This window comes from Mesotoga sp. Brook.08.YT.4.2.5.2. (genome assembly GCF_003351125.1).
GTDB lineage: Bacteria > Thermotogota > Thermotogae > Petrotogales > Kosmotogaceae > Mesotoga.
This window is the reverse complement of record NZ_JPGZ01000028.1, coordinates 19,285-34,388: the sequence shown is the minus strand read 5'-3', so window position 1 is coordinate 34,388 and position 15,104 is coordinate 19,285. Positions and strand designations below refer to the sequence as shown.

At 44.6% G+C, this 15,104-nt stretch carries 13 protein-coding genes and 1 pseudogene; 11 read left to right on the top strand and 3 right to left on the bottom strand.

The window, feature by feature from the left end:
* Positions 1-276 precede the first annotated feature (276 nt).
* The 9 genes and pseudogenes from Q502_RS14635 (at position 277) to Q502_RS06930 (ending at position 7,928) form a co-directional block, all read left to right on the top strand.
* On the top strand, positions 277-714 hold the full coding sequence (locus Q502_RS14635) for a transposase family protein (RefSeq protein ID WP_099829544.1): 438 nt from the start codon (positions 277-279) through the stop codon (positions 712-714).
* Positions 707-1,837, top strand: coding sequence for an ISL3 family transposase (locus tag Q502_RS06960; RefSeq protein WP_108702523.1), 1,131 nt, complete (start codon positions 707-709; stop codon positions 1,835-1,837). The genes Q502_RS14635 and Q502_RS06960 overlap by 8 nt, the downstream gene beginning before the upstream one ends.
* Before the next feature lie 347 nt (positions 1,838-2,184).
* Entirely contained in the window at positions 2,185-2,727 is a 543-nt protein-coding gene (locus tag Q502_RS06955) for a PilW family protein (protein ID WP_099829543.1), read from the top strand.
* Positions 2,723-2,785 (top strand): annotated as a pseudogene (locus Q502_RS15065) (prepilin-type N-terminal cleavage/methylation domain-containing protein); the annotation flags it as partial. The gene Q502_RS06955 and the pseudogene Q502_RS15065, both read left to right, overlap by 5 nt.
* Before the next feature lie 15 nt (positions 2,786-2,800).
* The gene (locus Q502_RS06950; protein WP_243392277.1) at positions 2,801-3,139 is read left to right on the top strand and encodes a hypothetical protein; all 339 of its coding nucleotides are present in this window, start codon (positions 2,801-2,803) and stop codon (positions 3,137-3,139) included.
* Positions 3,117-4,823: a hypothetical protein gene (locus Q502_RS06945; protein WP_099829542.1), complete on the top strand. Its 1,707-nt coding sequence runs from the start codon at positions 3,117-3,119 to the stop codon at positions 4,821-4,823. Before Q502_RS06950 ends, Q502_RS06945 begins: the two co-directional genes overlap by 23 nt.
* Positions 4,824-5,182: 359 nt before the next feature.
* Positions 5,183-5,716 carry a hypothetical protein gene (locus tag Q502_RS06940; protein ID WP_243392276.1) on the top strand — a complete coding sequence of 178 codons (534 nt, stop codon included), beginning with the start codon at positions 5,183-5,185 and terminating at the stop codon, positions 5,714-5,716.
* A gap of 748 nt (positions 5,717-6,464) precedes the next feature.
* Entirely contained in the window at positions 6,465-7,001 is a 537-nt protein-coding gene (locus tag Q502_RS06935; RefSeq protein ID WP_099829540.1) for a flavodoxin, read from the top strand.
* 222 nt (positions 7,002-7,223) lie between these two features.
* Positions 7,224-7,928 carry a nitroreductase family protein gene (locus Q502_RS06930; RefSeq protein WP_099829539.1) on the top strand — a complete coding sequence of 235 codons (705 nt, stop codon included), beginning with the start codon at positions 7,224-7,226 and terminating at the stop codon, positions 7,926-7,928.
* 201 nt (positions 7,929-8,129) lie between these two features.
* On the opposite strand, the gene Q502_RS06925 is transcribed toward Q502_RS06930, so the two are convergent.
* From Q502_RS06925 to Q502_RS06915, 3 genes are all read right to left on the bottom strand, one after another.
* Positions 8,130-9,071 carry an inorganic phosphate transporter gene (locus Q502_RS06925; RefSeq protein WP_099829538.1) on the bottom strand — a complete coding sequence of 314 codons (942 nt, stop codon included), beginning with the start codon at positions 9,069-9,071 and terminating at the stop codon, positions 8,130-8,132.
* A gap of 96 nt (positions 9,072-9,167) precedes the next feature.
* Positions 9,168-11,513, bottom strand: coding sequence for an Orn/Lys/Arg decarboxylase N-terminal domain-containing protein (locus tag Q502_RS06920; protein WP_099829537.1), 2,346 nt, complete (start codon positions 11,511-11,513; stop codon positions 9,168-9,170).
* 1 nt (position 11,514) lies between these two features.
* Positions 11,515-12,372 carry a DUF89 domain-containing protein gene (locus Q502_RS06915; RefSeq protein WP_099829536.1) on the bottom strand — a complete coding sequence of 286 codons (858 nt, stop codon included), beginning with the start codon at positions 12,370-12,372 and terminating at the stop codon, positions 11,515-11,517.
* 371 nt (positions 12,373-12,743) lie between these two features.
* Here Q502_RS06915 and Q502_RS06910 point away from each other — a divergent pair, with 371 nt between their 5' ends.
* On the top strand, positions 12,744-12,983 hold the full coding sequence (locus Q502_RS06910) for a chemotaxis protein (RefSeq protein WP_099829535.1): 240 nt from the start codon (positions 12,744-12,746) through the stop codon (positions 12,981-12,983).
* A 395-nt stretch (positions 12,984-13,378) separates the two neighbouring features.
* The gene (locus tag Q502_RS06905) at positions 13,379-15,067 is read left to right on the top strand and encodes an alpha/beta hydrolase-fold protein (RefSeq protein ID WP_099829534.1); all 1,689 of its coding nucleotides are present in this window, start codon (positions 13,379-13,381) and stop codon (positions 15,065-15,067) included.
* Positions 15,068-15,104 lie beyond the last annotated feature (37 nt).

Sequence of the window (15,104 nt, the reverse complement as noted above, 5' to 3'; positions counted from 1 at the left end):
ATCTCCACAATTCGCTTTCCTTCATTAAAATATTTGCTTCTGATAGAATTGATCTTAGCCATTGCAACCATCCTCCTTTGTTCCTCCCCTCATAGTGTCCTAACTACAAGGGTAGGTAATTCCGGGGGAAGTTGCAATGGCTCTTGCATTAACAGGGAATTCTCCTCTGCAATTTCAGGGATTCACTCGGCTCTTCCTCAATAAGTAGGAAAAGAGTGAAAGAATGCGTAGAATTGAGTAAGTCACTTATTTTATTATCGAAAGCGGATGAGGGAATTGGAAGAATTACTTAGGTCACTGGACCGGGATCTTGTGTTGATTGAGTCTCGAGTGTATGAAGACAGGATAGAACTACATGCAAAGATGGGACGAGAAGAAGCAGTGTGCCCCTATTGTGGTGCGAAGTCAAAGAGTGTTCACACGATTTATCTGAAAGCATTTTCCGATCTACCTGTTCAGAGTAGACAGTTGACAATAGTACTTCAAAGGAGGGTATTCTTCTGCAAGAATACAGAGTGTGAGAAATCGAAATTCGCAGAGAGACTCAGTTTTGTTGACGATTACGGGAGAAGAACAAAGAGATTGAATGAAAGAATAATCGAGTTGGCAGCAAGCATGAGTGCCCTGAAAGCTGAGGGAATAGTCAGTAATGGACTTACCGAAATATCCGACGACACGATTCTGAGGATGTTAAAAAAAACAGGTTATAAATAGAACGCTTCTCAAAACAGTCTGCATAGATGATTTCGCAACCAGGAAGGGCCACACATATGGCACATTAATGGTAGACTATGAGACCTCAAAGGTTGTAGATATGATTCCATCAAGGGATACTGGCGAAGTTACAGAGTGGTTGAGAGGATATCCCGAAATAGAAGTGGTATCAAGAGATGGGTCAATAGGATATGCGAAGGCTGTAGCAGAAGCTTTGCCCGGGGCACTACAGGTAAGTGATCGTTTTCATCTGGTTAAGAACCTTATCGATGGAGCAAGGGAGTATATTAGACGCACAATACCTCCCAGAATAAAGCTGAAAGAAGTAGTTGGCGAAAATCAAACAGTGAGAAAACTTACCAAGGCCGAAATCAAACGTAGAGAAACAGAAGAAGCGAAGAATGAGCTTGTTGGGACTGTCAAAGAAATGTACCTGAAGGGATACTCAGTAAGTGCCATTTCCAGAGAACTAAAGATAGATTGCCGGACAGCAACAAAATACGTTAAGCATCAGGGAAGGATGCTGAGCGCCTCAAGAGAAAGAAGAAGCATACTCGACCCATACAAAGAGACTATAATCACTCTTAATCATGAAAGAAAGACAATAGCCAGCATATTCAGAGTAATCGCTAAAGAAGGTTATAAAGGTTCATACAGGAATTTGAACGCATTCTTGGCTGAACACAACGAAGGTTTGGGAAGAAGGCACAGAAAGACTTCTCCCGAAAAGATTCTTAGAAGAGGACTGTTGATCTCATTTCTACACAACGATATCTCAAGGTTCAAAGTGGAAGATCAAGAGAAGATAGAAGAGTATCTCAAGACAAACAAGAACCTTCAAAACCTCTGCTCGGCAGTTAACGACTTCAGAGACATATTTAGAGTCAAAGATGATTCAAGGCTTGAAAACTGGTTGGAAAAAGTAAAAAAGTTCAATATCCGTGAGCTAACAACCTTCGCCAGGGGAATAGAAAGAGACATTGAGGCAGTTAAGAATGCGATCAGGACTGAGTTTAGCAATGGAGTCATAGAAGGCGTCATAAACAAGCTTAAGGTGATTAAGCGGATAATGTACGGGAGATGTTCATTTGAACTATTGCGAGTGAAGGTGATCATGAGTTAGTTCATATAATCTGAGGAAGAGCCATTCACTCTCTGCAATTACCGGTACTTATATTCTGCAGCAAACACTCAAGAACGTGGTCGATCTGGCATGGGTGTTTGTTTCGAGAGCTACTGTTCAAGATAATGTGATAAAATCATTTGGGTTAAGAGAACATTGAACTGAAGATATCGTGATATTTTTGTGATTTGCCATACTTAGGATTCTATAAGCTGTTTGGACTTACCAAAAAAAGGACTCCCGTCAGTGCCTATGTCATTTTCTTTTTAGTAGCAGTTAATCAAATCGGGATCTAGTGAAAGCCTCATTCTGGAATGACGGTGATGAAGCGGATACGGAGGTTACGCTTGAGAAGATTTGCTGAATCTAGGAGCAAAGGAATGACAGTTACAGAGTTGATGGTAGCTTTGGCTGTTTCGACAATTGTTTTGCTAATTGTCACTCTTGTCACTACGCAATCGCTGAAGATAACCAAGGCTACCAAAGCTTCTATGACCCTCGACGAGGAGATAACGAAGCTACATACTTCTATGAATTATCTCGTGTCTAGAGAATTCACATTTCTTTATGGCATTAGTGATCCGCAATTTTCAGATGCATCGTTGACTCTGATAAACAATATTCCTTCAAGCGATAGTAGTGGAGTAAGGTACGCTACTTCAACGATTTTCTATGAACCAGAGAATGCGAGAATAGTTCACGAGTTTTATGGTAAGGATCTCAGCATCAAACGCTCTACATTAGTAGAGAATGTCAGTGCTTTCAAGTTCGATTTAATACCGAATACTTCGTACCTGTCATATGATGCGACATTCTCATATTATGATTCCACAGCGGCTACTAGACCAATTCTGATTAGAAGGACGAAAGGGTCGGTGAGGTTCTATTAGGAAGGGATTTACAGTAATCGAAGTTACTATTGCTATTGCGCTGCTTGCCCTTTTTGTCGGGGGTGGTGTTTTTTTGATCGTTAAGTACAATTCAATGTCATCAAAAATCACTGATGTGTCTGTGCTTGAATCAGCTTCAAGTTTCGTTCGCTATTACTTTAGGCAGAACTCGCTCCTAAGAGCATCTAGGAACTCACTTTCAGCTCAGCTTACCTATATAATCAGTTCCCTTAACGGAGAGGATGGTTTATTGAGGAAGGCAGGTTTTGGTCACCTTGAAGTCTCGGATGAAAGCGACTTCAGTGAGTTGGTCTCTGGATTATCTGTGTATCTGTACTCGTTTGAGATAATTATTAGGGATATTCGCAATGGTAAGGAGGAGAGGGTTTATGTCATCATCCCAGTTGGTTAGAAAGAAAGGGTTCGCACTAGCTGCGACTCTAATGCTTATTGCCTTTGGGACAATTGTTCTTCTTGCAACTGGTCTCCAACTTTCTAGAACTTCCGGAGTCCTGAACTCTCAAAGGTCAATTAGCAAAACGCAGAGTATTGCCAACAACGCTGTCGAAGTGGCTTCTTTCTATTTCTTATATGACCCCACAGCGAGCAGCATCAGTAAATCCACTTGGTCAGGATTATCCGAATTCAAGTCGATGCTTGACTCAAGATCTGGCATAGATAGTCTTTACTGGTCTGAGTTTGTTGGAGATCTGACTGCAAGTACGCCGTGCTATGATCTTATGAGTTATGTTAATAGTCATGCTTCCGATGAGGGGTTGGGAAGCGGCGATTACTCGCTTGGGGCATATGTTTACCCACTTGGGGATAGATTTGCGACTATTGCCTATGCTGAGAAGCAAGGGGTTAGGAGATATTCATTGGGGCTAATGGAAACGATAGGGATCGCTGAAGGTGGGTTGCCTGCATTAAGAACAGTCTCGCTTGAGCGTGCTCTTCAGGTAATGAGAAATCCAAACGGAAACAAGATAGTTGGAGACTTAATATATGGTAATGCTCTGATCGCAGGGTTACTTTCACTTGACATCACGCAGTCAGCAACTCCTGGGGAGATCGTTGCCGGAGGAGTGAGTGCTGGTCAACTAAGCATATCCCCTCTAGTAGGTACTGACTTAGAGACGTACTTAGCAGGATTCCCTGGATGGTATACTGCCGTAAATGAAGATCCATACACGCTCTATGAAAACTGGTATAGCGAATATCTTGATAGTTTCCCCACAGAGCAACCCTTCACGTATGTTCTTGACAGTGATGATTATTCAAACGTGGTTGCAGAGGTTTCTCATGTCGGTGAGGAAACTGTAGTGATTATCAAATCTAATCAGTCTAGCCCGCAGTTCTATGGTACATTCTCTTCGTCTGGATTAAGAATTGAGCTGGGAGATAAAGAATTCACTGTTCCTTCGGCCGTTGTTCAGGAGAATACGATCCATATATGGATTGAAGACGGGGATTTCACAATTCTACATGAAAAAGAGAATAATCCGCACATGATAAGCGAAGTGAATGGAAAGTATGACATCAGGGTGGGAAACGGCGACATTACTATTGGTACCAATCTTGTATACAGCGATCTTAAGAGCAAAGTGAATAACGGTGGAAACTCTCCTGTTGCAAACCAGACTAAGGCCACTTCTATTACTACAATACAAGATATTCTTAAGACACCTAATAACGACTACCTGAGATTGGCTGCGGATGGAGGAGATTTGATTCTTAAGTACGACAGAGAATCGACGACAGGAGACAGAGTATTAACAGGAGACTTCTATGCCTTTGCAAATGAATCTAATTCAGTGGGAGGAAATGTTGATTTCCTTGACTTAGATACCATAAGCAATGTTGTAAGCGGTGGACAGTATTCCCAGATGTTTCTATTGGGTTCACTTACTTCGCGCAGTTTTGATGAAAACGGTAGCACTCTCTTCAATCAGGAAAATAACAAAAACAAGCCCCCGGATATTGTTGACCTTCTTAGATCTCTTGTGCTAGTTGCTACTGGAGGGTCAGGCGGTACAGGTGATCCGTCACAAGGTTCTGGAAATAGACTAGCACTTCTTGGTATTCAGAGTTGGTAATATAAAGTTATTGATTGTTTTTTCGGTCTGGGGAAGAAGAGATTCTCTTCTTAGCTTCTAGTACTATATGCCACAGTTAACCCCCAGAGGGCCCTCGCGGATTGCGGGGGCTTTTATATTGAAACTCACAGCGATTACCTGTTAGATGTCTTCGTGCCACTTCGATTATTTGATCAGTTCTGAGAATTAAATATGAAGCCTCGAGATAAGGCCTTCAGAGAAAATTCCGGCGATCTCTCCAGATGTTCTTGAGCTATTTCTTGCCAAAGCGTCATCATCATCATAGCGGTCGATGGCTTTTGAATCGAGCATTGATAGCTGTATAATAGTTAATCAAAGAGGGGGAGTGTATGTTTCGAATGGACAATAGAATTGTTGAACTCGCTTCTCACGAGCTGGATTTGCATCCCGAAGCAAGGCTCGACGATCTTTACAAGCTGTTTTATCAAGGCACGTTCGGTCCGAAGCACTTGATGGAAGACCAGGCCGTCGCGCTTAGATACCTTGCGGAGGAAATCGACTGCGAAGAGTTCGATCAGGTCCTCTGGCAAGACGTCAGCTATATGGAAAACTTCTTCAGGCTGAATCTTGTTCTTGTAAAGAATAGACAGGTTCTGATCGACGATCTCTTTCGAGCTTTGGTAGCAAGTTCAAGGGTAGGTGCCTCAATGACGCGCGAGGACTGGAAGCTTGAGTGGCTGAGGATAGAAGCGGTTCTCAGGGACTCTCTGCCCGAAAGTATCTTTACTCCGGAATCGACGATTTCAGTCAAGGAGGCCCTTGAAAGCGGCCGGTTGTTACATCACAGTTCTTACTACAAAAGAAGTTATCACCCTCACTACAGAGTGATAAGCCGGGAGTGGTTCGAGAGGCTTATCGGAACTACTTACTGATCGACGTCCCTGCTTCATATTCTCTCTAGCATCTTCGATTCAGCTTTTTCCTGAGATGCTGATTCAGTATCCTGTTATCGGTTGCTTGTGATGTGCTTGTTGTCTGTGCTATAGAAAGAAGCGATTCAGTCTAGAGATTAATACAGTGTGAATGTTAATTGTTTTGATTCAATGCAGACAGTGGGCACAAATTCCGAAACAGTGGACGATCGGAGAAAGCAGATTGGGGAATTGACAAAACGCTCTGTAGGAGCCGTATTAATCCGCAAACCGATTTTCCGTGAACGGGAAAACCGAAAGCGGATTATCCGTAGCCGGAAAACCCGCCTCTACTAAATAATGATATTACTAAAGGATACTTCGTATCGAAGGAGCTCGATCGATTATTTCTAAGCACAGGCAAAAACTCTATCATAACGAGTCATTATTCAGGCGAAGTTTAGCGCAAGATCGGCAGTTATCCTGCTTCTATACTGACAACTTTGAGATGCGAAGAACAGCGAGCTGCTGTCAGCCGTTGGCTGCTTTTGACGTTGCGCTTCGCTATAGCATTAGAAAAGGTCTGTATGAGCCCCTCGGTAAAAGTCTGTATTGAAGAAAAACACAAATCTTGAAAACTCAATGCCAGTAGATTGCATAATGCTTTCTCGATTCATTTGTTCAGGAGGAGAGTAGAAGATTCCCTTATCGAGATAGCTTCATTTCGCCGCTAAGTCAAGCTATAATAGCTTTGAAGGGAGGTAATAGAATGAAGTCTATCGTTGTCTATTTCTCATATGATGAAAGCACAAAGGTTCTTGCAGAAGCTATGGCCTCTTCAATCGATGCTGACCTTCTTCGGCTGGTGCCTACGGGGGAGTTCTCTCGAACCTATTATCACCACGTTGAGAATCCCGAGCAAATAGAGACCACTCCCGGATACGATCCTGACAAGGAACACATTTGGGGAAGCGAGTCGGTAACTATGAATAACAAGCCTGAACTTGAGCCATATGGCTTTGATCCTGACAATTACGATCTTATAATCATAGGCAGTCCCGTGTGGGCACTCACTTATGCGCCGCCGATAAGTACATTTCTCGCAGAAAACAAGCTGGAGGGAAAGAAGATAGCTCTATTCTGTACACATGATGGAATGATCGGCGCAGCATTTGAGAATCTCAAGAAGGCATTGAAGGGTAACGAAGTGATTCAGGAGATTGACTTCGAGGCACCTTCTTCAAGGCTTGAAGAGTACGTTGAAACCGCAAAAGAGTGGGCTAGAGAGCTTGGGGAAGGACTGTAGCGGAACCACGTTATAGGATGCAAATGCCGGGTTCTGTTCCCGGCGTTTTTCTTTTCCAAAAGAGCTTGCTATTTTCGGTAAATGTGAAGGATCAGGCATCTCTTGATGCAGGTATTTGCGCTCTGGTCTCTTCGTTACAGTTGTGCACATTGAAACCAGTAATATGATTAATCTTGAGTTTAATTGTCAAATTATATAGAATATATGTAAAGAGGTGATTGAATGCTAGACAAACAGGAGATCATGAAGGCGATCGGCCTAAGAGTGACTCAGAGAAAGTTCCAGGAAAAGCAACTGTCTCCTGAGCAAAGGAAACAAGTGGATTCTGCTATTGGAGACATTATTCCTCTTAACTCGGATGCTCCTTTGCAATGGTATTTCACTCCGCAGTTTCCGTCTGGTTCAGGAATCGTTCTCGCTAAGCTGAAGGAGTTCACTACTCCCAATCTGATTCGGTTCGGTTTCGAAGGCGAGCAGATAGTTCTTAATCTCACCCTGAAGGGTTTCTCCACTAGCTGGGCCCGACTGCCAAACTACCTGTCCATGATAATCGTGGGCTTTCCCGCTAATAGCGAAGGAGACATTGTTGAGAGAGCCTCTAGATTTCTCTTCAGGGAGGCAAATAGAAAGCCGTTTGCGGAGATTGTTTCTGGCAAGACAGAGTACATAGATGAAAGTATGAAGGATATTTTGAATGCGGGAAGGATGTCGCCTTCTTCATTCAACAGGCAGCCCTGGAGATTTGAGATTCTCGACAGGAACAGCATAGCAATTCACGGATGGAAGAAGATTCCACTGATCTACGAGGATGTCATTTCGATCGATCTGGGAGTTGTAATATCTCACATGTACCTTATGGCAAAGTCAATGAATGACGATGCAAAAGTCGAGCCAATAAGCCTCAGGAGCTACCTGCTGACATTCTGAAATTCGTTTTTCTGAGATGTTTCAAGGGGAAGGCTTCAGGTTCTGATGATCATAGCTAGTGACCCATATTCAACACTTGGGAGAGTACGTGATGAGCTGAAGGCGGTTTGACGGGTTTTCCGTATGGTTTTGCTTATACACATTATGGGCCTACTTCTTCTCCTGTAAGCAGCTGTGCTGTCACGTCAATGGAGACGGCGCTCAGCTTCCCAAAAGCGCCAGGATCGAATTGATAGCAATGTAAAGGGCAACTGAGATCAATCCCGAAATTACGGGAGTAGATACCCATCCAAAGACAATTCTCTTTAGGAGCCTTGCATCAAAGTTTCTCGATCCTCTCGCAAGCCCGACTCCAATAACCGCTCCGACTATTGCCTGCGAAACCGAAACGGGAACCCCAATGAACGCGTAAATTAGGACGGTCAATGATTGTGCCAGTAAGGCAATAACCGAAGCGAACGATTCGAGGGCGACTATCTTTGTCCCGATCGTGTACATAACTCGCTTGCTGAACATTATAGCTCCGGCCGATATGCTCAGCCCTCCAATCAATACAGCCTTCTCAACACCGATGATATCTGCAAAGGTTCCTGTGATATTTGCAACGTTATTTGCTCCAAGAGCGAATGAACCGAAGCCACCAACAATTACCGCAAGTGATTTAAGGAGTATGTCCTGAACAAGAATTGAACGTACTCTTTTGAAGGCGACACCAATAAGTCTATACAGGAAAAGAGCAACGATCGCCGCTACAAGTGGAGTCGTTATCCAGCAAGAGACTATTTTCAACACAACCAGCCAATCAACGCTTCCACTCAGAAGTCCAATGCCAACTACCGAGCCTACAACGGCTTGCGAAGAGGAGACAGGCAACCCCAGCCTGTTAAGCAAGAGAACGGAGATTCCCGCTGCCGCTGCGTTGACTGAAGCAGAGAGCAATGTGTGAGAGCTGAGGCTGGAGAGAGTTTGCATTCCACCGGCCCCACCCAGAATAGCTCCAACAAGCACAGCAAAACTTGAGATCAGCGCAGCTGATCTGTATTTAAGAATTCCACTTGTTACGGTTGTACCGTATATATTGGCTGCGTCATTCCTTCCGAGAGTCCATCCAAAGAAGACAGCAGGCAGAAATGCTAGGAACACGCCGATCCCTTCATAATCAGTGATAAAAAGGATTATAGCACCAAAGAGATGTATTTACTTATGGGGTGTATGCGTTACAGGAGCGAATGTCATCGCCTATTCGCCTTCTGGCTGTTCGATCTCCTTCAAGCAGTATGTGTAGTATCTCTTCTTGTTGTTGCTGTCTATCTTCATCTTCAGACCGTGCATCTCGTTCTCAAAGCCGGGAAACTTGTTGTCGAACTCCTCCGAGAGATTCAGATATTCGATGATTCTCTTCGTGTCGTCTGTATATCTCTCGCCAGGCATTATCACGGGTATTCCCGGAGGGTAAGGAACGACCATTACAGCTGAGATTCTATCCTGCAGCTCACGGATTCTGACCAGTTCAGTATTGCCGTTAACCAACTCTGAATAGGCTTTGGACGGAAGCATAACCTGCTGGGGATTCCGAGAGTAAACATCCTTCAAGACCTTGGTTATCTTGACCTTTCGGAGGTATTCATGCATCTGTCTGCAAAGCTCCTGAAGGGTCATCTTTCCATATTTCTTTGGGAACTCTCTGACGATATCGGGAAATACATCATCCAGAGGAGCGTCCTCATCGAAGAGCTTCTTGAAAGTGAAGAGCTCTGCGAGCAGAGTTCCAGACTTTCCCTTTGTCAACCCGAGGGAGAAGAGTATCAGGAATGAGTAATGACCCGATTTCTCAACTACTATTCCCCTGTCTCTAAGGAAAGTTGTGACTATCGTTGCTGGGATTCCCCAATCCCTCATCCGACCTTGTCTCGTTATTCCCGGGGTCATAACGGTCACTTTTATCGGATCGAGAAGAACGTAGTCGTTCTCAAGCTTTCCGAATCCATGCCAGTCTTCGTTTGCTTTGAGATACCAGCAGTCAGGTCTGTCCTTGAGAATCGATTCATCGATGTCTTCGAGATCGAAGGTCTTTCTTTGCCCGTCTTCTGTCCCAATCGAGACCTTTTCCGGCTGCCAGATCTCGAGCCACCAGCGTCTCTTTCGCTCTGATTCTTTGGACTCGATTTCTTCCTTCAGATGCTTCATCTTCTTTCTGAAAATGATTGCCTCCTGAATCGTCTCGTCAATGAGGAATTTGCCTGCGTTTCCGGCCATCATCTTTGCCGCTACATCCAGGGAAGCGATGATCGCATATTGAGGCGAAGTAGACATGTGCATCATGTATGCCTCGTTGAATCTTCCATGATCTACCCTTTTTCTACCGTCCTTTACATGTATCATAGAGCCTTGAGAGAAGGCAGCCAGTAGCTTATGAGTGGAGTGCGTAGAGAAGACCACCGGAGATTTCTCTCTGTCAATGTCTGGTGACATTCCGAAGCGGCTCATATACATTCTATGAAATTTCGCATAGGCGTACCATGCCTCATCGAAGAGAACGAAATCCACAATCTTTTCAAGCTTGTCGAGGATGGTTTTCGCGTTGTAACAGAGGCCGTCATATGTCGAATTAGTGATTACAGCAAGTTTTATTCTGTAGTTCTCTTTGTCTTCCACGAGAGGGCTTTCATTTATTGCCTTTTCGATTTCACTCCATTCAAAATCCTCTTCATGGATCGGCCCGATAATTCCTAAAGAGTTTCTGCTAGGCGTGAGGTAGATTGGTATCGCACCTGTCATTATTATTGAGTGCATAATCGACTTGTGGCAGTTCCGATCTATAAGGACAATGTCCCCCGGGGTCACACAATAATGGAAGACGATCTTGTTGGATGTTGAGGTACCGTTCGTCACAAAATATGTCTCGTCGGAACCGAAAATCTTGGCAGCAGACTTTTCCGATTCTCCGATGGCTTCTGTATGCTCGAGGAGAGAGCCAAGTTCCGGCACCGAAACGGATAAGTCGCTCCTGAAAATGTTCTCCCCGAAGAAGTTATGGAAGATCTTCCCGGTAGATGACTTGAGGAAAGCCTCTCCTCCGCTGTGACCGGGGGTGTGCCACGAGTACTTGAATTCATCCACGTATCGTATGAGCTCTTTCAGAAAGGGGGGCTGCAGTTCGTCCATGTAGCGCTCTGTTGCTTCCTCAATTCTTCCCGCGATGAAAGAGGGACTGTCTTCGAGCTTCCAAACGTAGCCGTCGATCTGACTGATTATTTCGAGAGGAATCTCCATAACTTTTAGTTTCTCAGTCATGAGGAATATGGGAATAAGCATATTCCTTCCGCGGATTATCTCGATTATCTCTCCCGGGCCTAGAAACTCAGCATCTGGTTTGATCACAAGATCCCAGTCGAGCAAAACACAGCTGACATTTGAATGAGACATGAACTCAATTCTACAGTCGTAGCCTGAGTAAGACTCTATGACTGAAAAACCTCGCTTCTGAAGCTCTCTTATGATCTCTCTTGTCGCTCTCCCCCCAGTGTTTTCTGAAAGTAAGTCATCGTCAACTACCAGAACAGGAAAGTCCTTGAACAGCTCCATTCTATCCCCTCGATTCTGCCTTTCTGTAGGCAACAAACGAACCCTTCGGTACTCCGAGAAAGCTGCCGATTACATCGCACTTGGCCATAAGCAAAAAGAAGATCTCGCGTTTTGCCGAGCTTAAACCTTCTAGATTGCCCTGTCCTTTAGAGATTACTACATCGGCCCTGGAATAAACATCGAAAAAACCTCTCTGCATAGTCTTTTCCTGAGCGCCAGGTGCATCTGCTCCAGAATCGATTATCGTTGCTACTTCGTCCATGCCTATTTCAAGGGCCTCTCGCATCGTTATGTCATTAAGAGCCGGTATTGTTCTTACCGAGAAGTAGCTGTTCGGCACTCCGGAGAGTTCTAGCAGAAGTTTATCGAGAACAGCTTCGCCGCAGTTATCGCCGACTATGAGAAGCGAGTTGGTGCTTCGTATCCTTTGCGCTAGCTCTTCTAGATCATCTATTGCGAAAGGTCTCGACAGTGCATCCTTCATTGTCTTATGAATGTCAATCTTATGACCAGGAGCAACATCTATAATATTACCGGCTACCGATAGTTTCAGCGCTCCTAACAAAGGATCGTCAAGCTTGAGGAGTTCCTCCTTAAGATCGTCGTATATTTCCATAAGACTTCTGTTTGAAAGTCTCTTGACGTCACTGAAAGCGTCATGGTGGCCAAAGAGAGGTTTCAATGCCTCTCCGACCTTTCTGCCGATATCTATAGGAGTATCTGACCAATCCATCTCCGCAACCTCTTTGAGAAAGGTTCTAACAACCTGTTTCTTCTCTTCCTCTCCAGCGTTATTAACGTCTAGAATCCGTAGCAAACTGCTCAGATTGCAGGGGATGCACCTAAGATCTATCTTCATTCAATCACCTCACACTGAATTATACAGTGTTTTGTTGAGCGAGACTTCTACCCGATTTGACTTGTAGGTCTAGGCTGGAGGGGAACTTCCCGACGTAGTCGGCCTCGCCTCCTGCAGAAGGCAGCATTGCGTCCGCCGATGTTCTTTCGGCGCCTTGCGTCTAATTTCAGCAGCGACTGAGTTTTCACTCGCCTTCTCGTGAGCGAAGCGAACGTCTCGCCAATGCTCTTTCTCGATTGCTCTTTCGGAGAACGGATAACCCTCAACTCATAACCAGTTGCTTTGCTCTTTCCTACCCCCTACCTGCAGCCCCCAACCACGCTTGTTACACAGCATGATATAATTGTTCTGTATTACAGGAGGTGTTAGCAGTGTATTACAGATCAAAAGAAAATGGGATTTTTAATTTCAATCTCTACTCAAATTACAGGGCAGTAGGGAGTCGATACATCGCTACACGTCCATCGGAGCAAGAAGATGTTGTTGAGGAACTGAACAGCGAAGATGATGCGAAGCTTTTCGAAGACTTTATCTGGGCTTCTCTCCAGAGAGTTCGCGACTATATCGACTTCAAGGACTTTGATAGTTTTTGTCATGGAAGAAGGCAGTGAATGTAAGGCTAAAGGCGAGTAAAGCAACGGAAAACAGAAGATGATGTGAATAATCGCGCATAGTGTTCCGACAGTACCTCAGGCAGTGTATAATAACAAGGATCTACCAGACGGTGGTCGGAGAAAAGGAGGTAAGAATGGAACTAAACCCTTGTTCAGTTGTTTGTATAGGTATTCGAAGTCTTAGTTTTTCTAATCACGTTGTTCTTTCCTCAGAAAAAGGTGCTCGCCTTTCTCTCCGCGCTCGTCGTCCTTGCTTCTAACTGAAAAACTTCTAGAAGAGCTAGCATCCTGATAACTATTCTTGTAACTGGATTTATCCTATTTGATTGTTCTAACTTGCAGCAGGCAAGAGGAATTTGACAATTGCTTACATTCTCATGGAGGTGGGAAATATGGTTAAAAAGAGCATACTTACTCTTCTTATAATTCTTTTCATAAGCATTACAGCGTTTTCACTTACTTTCGAAGTATCAATAAGCCAGGACGCACTGGATACAGTAGCGTCTCTAGGTTTAGAGACACCGATCAACGGACGGGTACTCGTAATTGTCAGCAAGGATTCTTCTAGAGAACCTAGCTTGCAGACAGATGTAAGAGGAGTTCCGTTCTGGGGAAAGGATGTCTTCGATATGACATCTGAATCGGTAGTGGAGATCTCAGATGGAGATATGGCTGTGGCAGGTTATCCAATTGAGATATCGGAACTACCGGCCGGAGAATACTTTGTACAGGCTTTTGTAAATGTTTACACGACCTTCGCTAGAGCCGACGGTCATACCATACTCATGCACGATGACACTGGAGACGGGCAGTGGTTCTGGGAATCAGTTGGCAATGCAAAAAGCAAGACCAAGAAGATCTATCTTGATCCGGCAAATCCCGGTACAGTGAAACTGGCTATCACAGAAGTGATAATGCCCGATTATGAACTAGAGCCGGGCATGGTGCTTCAGCAGGGGAATTACTCAGATACTGAATGGGTGAAGTACATAAAGATCAAGAGCGATGTTGTTTCCGAGTTCTGGGGCAAAGATATGTATATTGGAGCCAATGTCCTTCTCCCCGAAGGTTACTACGACAATCCTGATGTGTATTATCCGGTGATCTACTATCAGGGACACTTCCCTGGAGGCAGTGCTCCGGTGGGATTTAGAGTGAACAACGACGTATATAAGTTCTGGAATGAGGAAGGAAATGCAAGATTCATAGCCGTATCGTTCAGAGATGCCACTCCTTACTACGACACGTCTTATTCCGTCGACTCGGCGAACTCTGGCCCATACGGGACTGCAATAACAGAAGAACTCATACCTTATCTCGAAAGCCAGTTCAGAATGATTCCCGAGAAATGGGCAAGAATTCTTGCAGGCGGATCTACCGGAGGATGGGAAGCCCTTGCCATGAAAGTCTTCTACCCTGACTTTTTTGGAAGAACATACGTCTGGTATCCCGATGGAGTCGACTTCAATTATTATCAGTTGATCAACATCTACAACGATGACAATGCTTATTACTCCGACTTTGGCTGGATAAAGACCGAAAGACCGAGTGCAAGAGATACTCATGGTAACATCAGTTTCACCGTGAAGCAGGAGAACTACTTCGAAATGGCTGCTGGACCGAGCAACAGATCTGGCGGGCAGTGGTCAGTTTGGGAAGCTACATACAGTCCTTTGGGAGCCGACGGATTCCCTCAGCCGATTTGGGATCAGGTAAGTGGAGAAATAAACAAGAAAGTTGCCGATTACTGGAAGAAGAATTACGATCTCAACTACATTCTTCAGGAAAACTGGGAAGAGATAGGTCCCAAGATAGCCGGTGATGTGCATGTTGCAGTTGGTGATATGGACAACTACTACCTCAATGAGGCGGTATATCTCTTGAAAGCAGCTATGGAGAAAATGGAGAACCCGGTTTCTGACATGACTTTCGATTTCGGCCCGAACCAGGGTCACGGATGGAAAGGCTGGAGTCCAGCCGACCCCAGCAAGGCACTTGCTCTCCAGGAATGGCTTGCACAGCTTTCAGACTACATGAAGGAAACCGCTCCGGAGGAAGCAGAAAAGAACTGGATCTACTAGATACTCCAACATAAAGAAGAGGGATGCTAGAATTGAC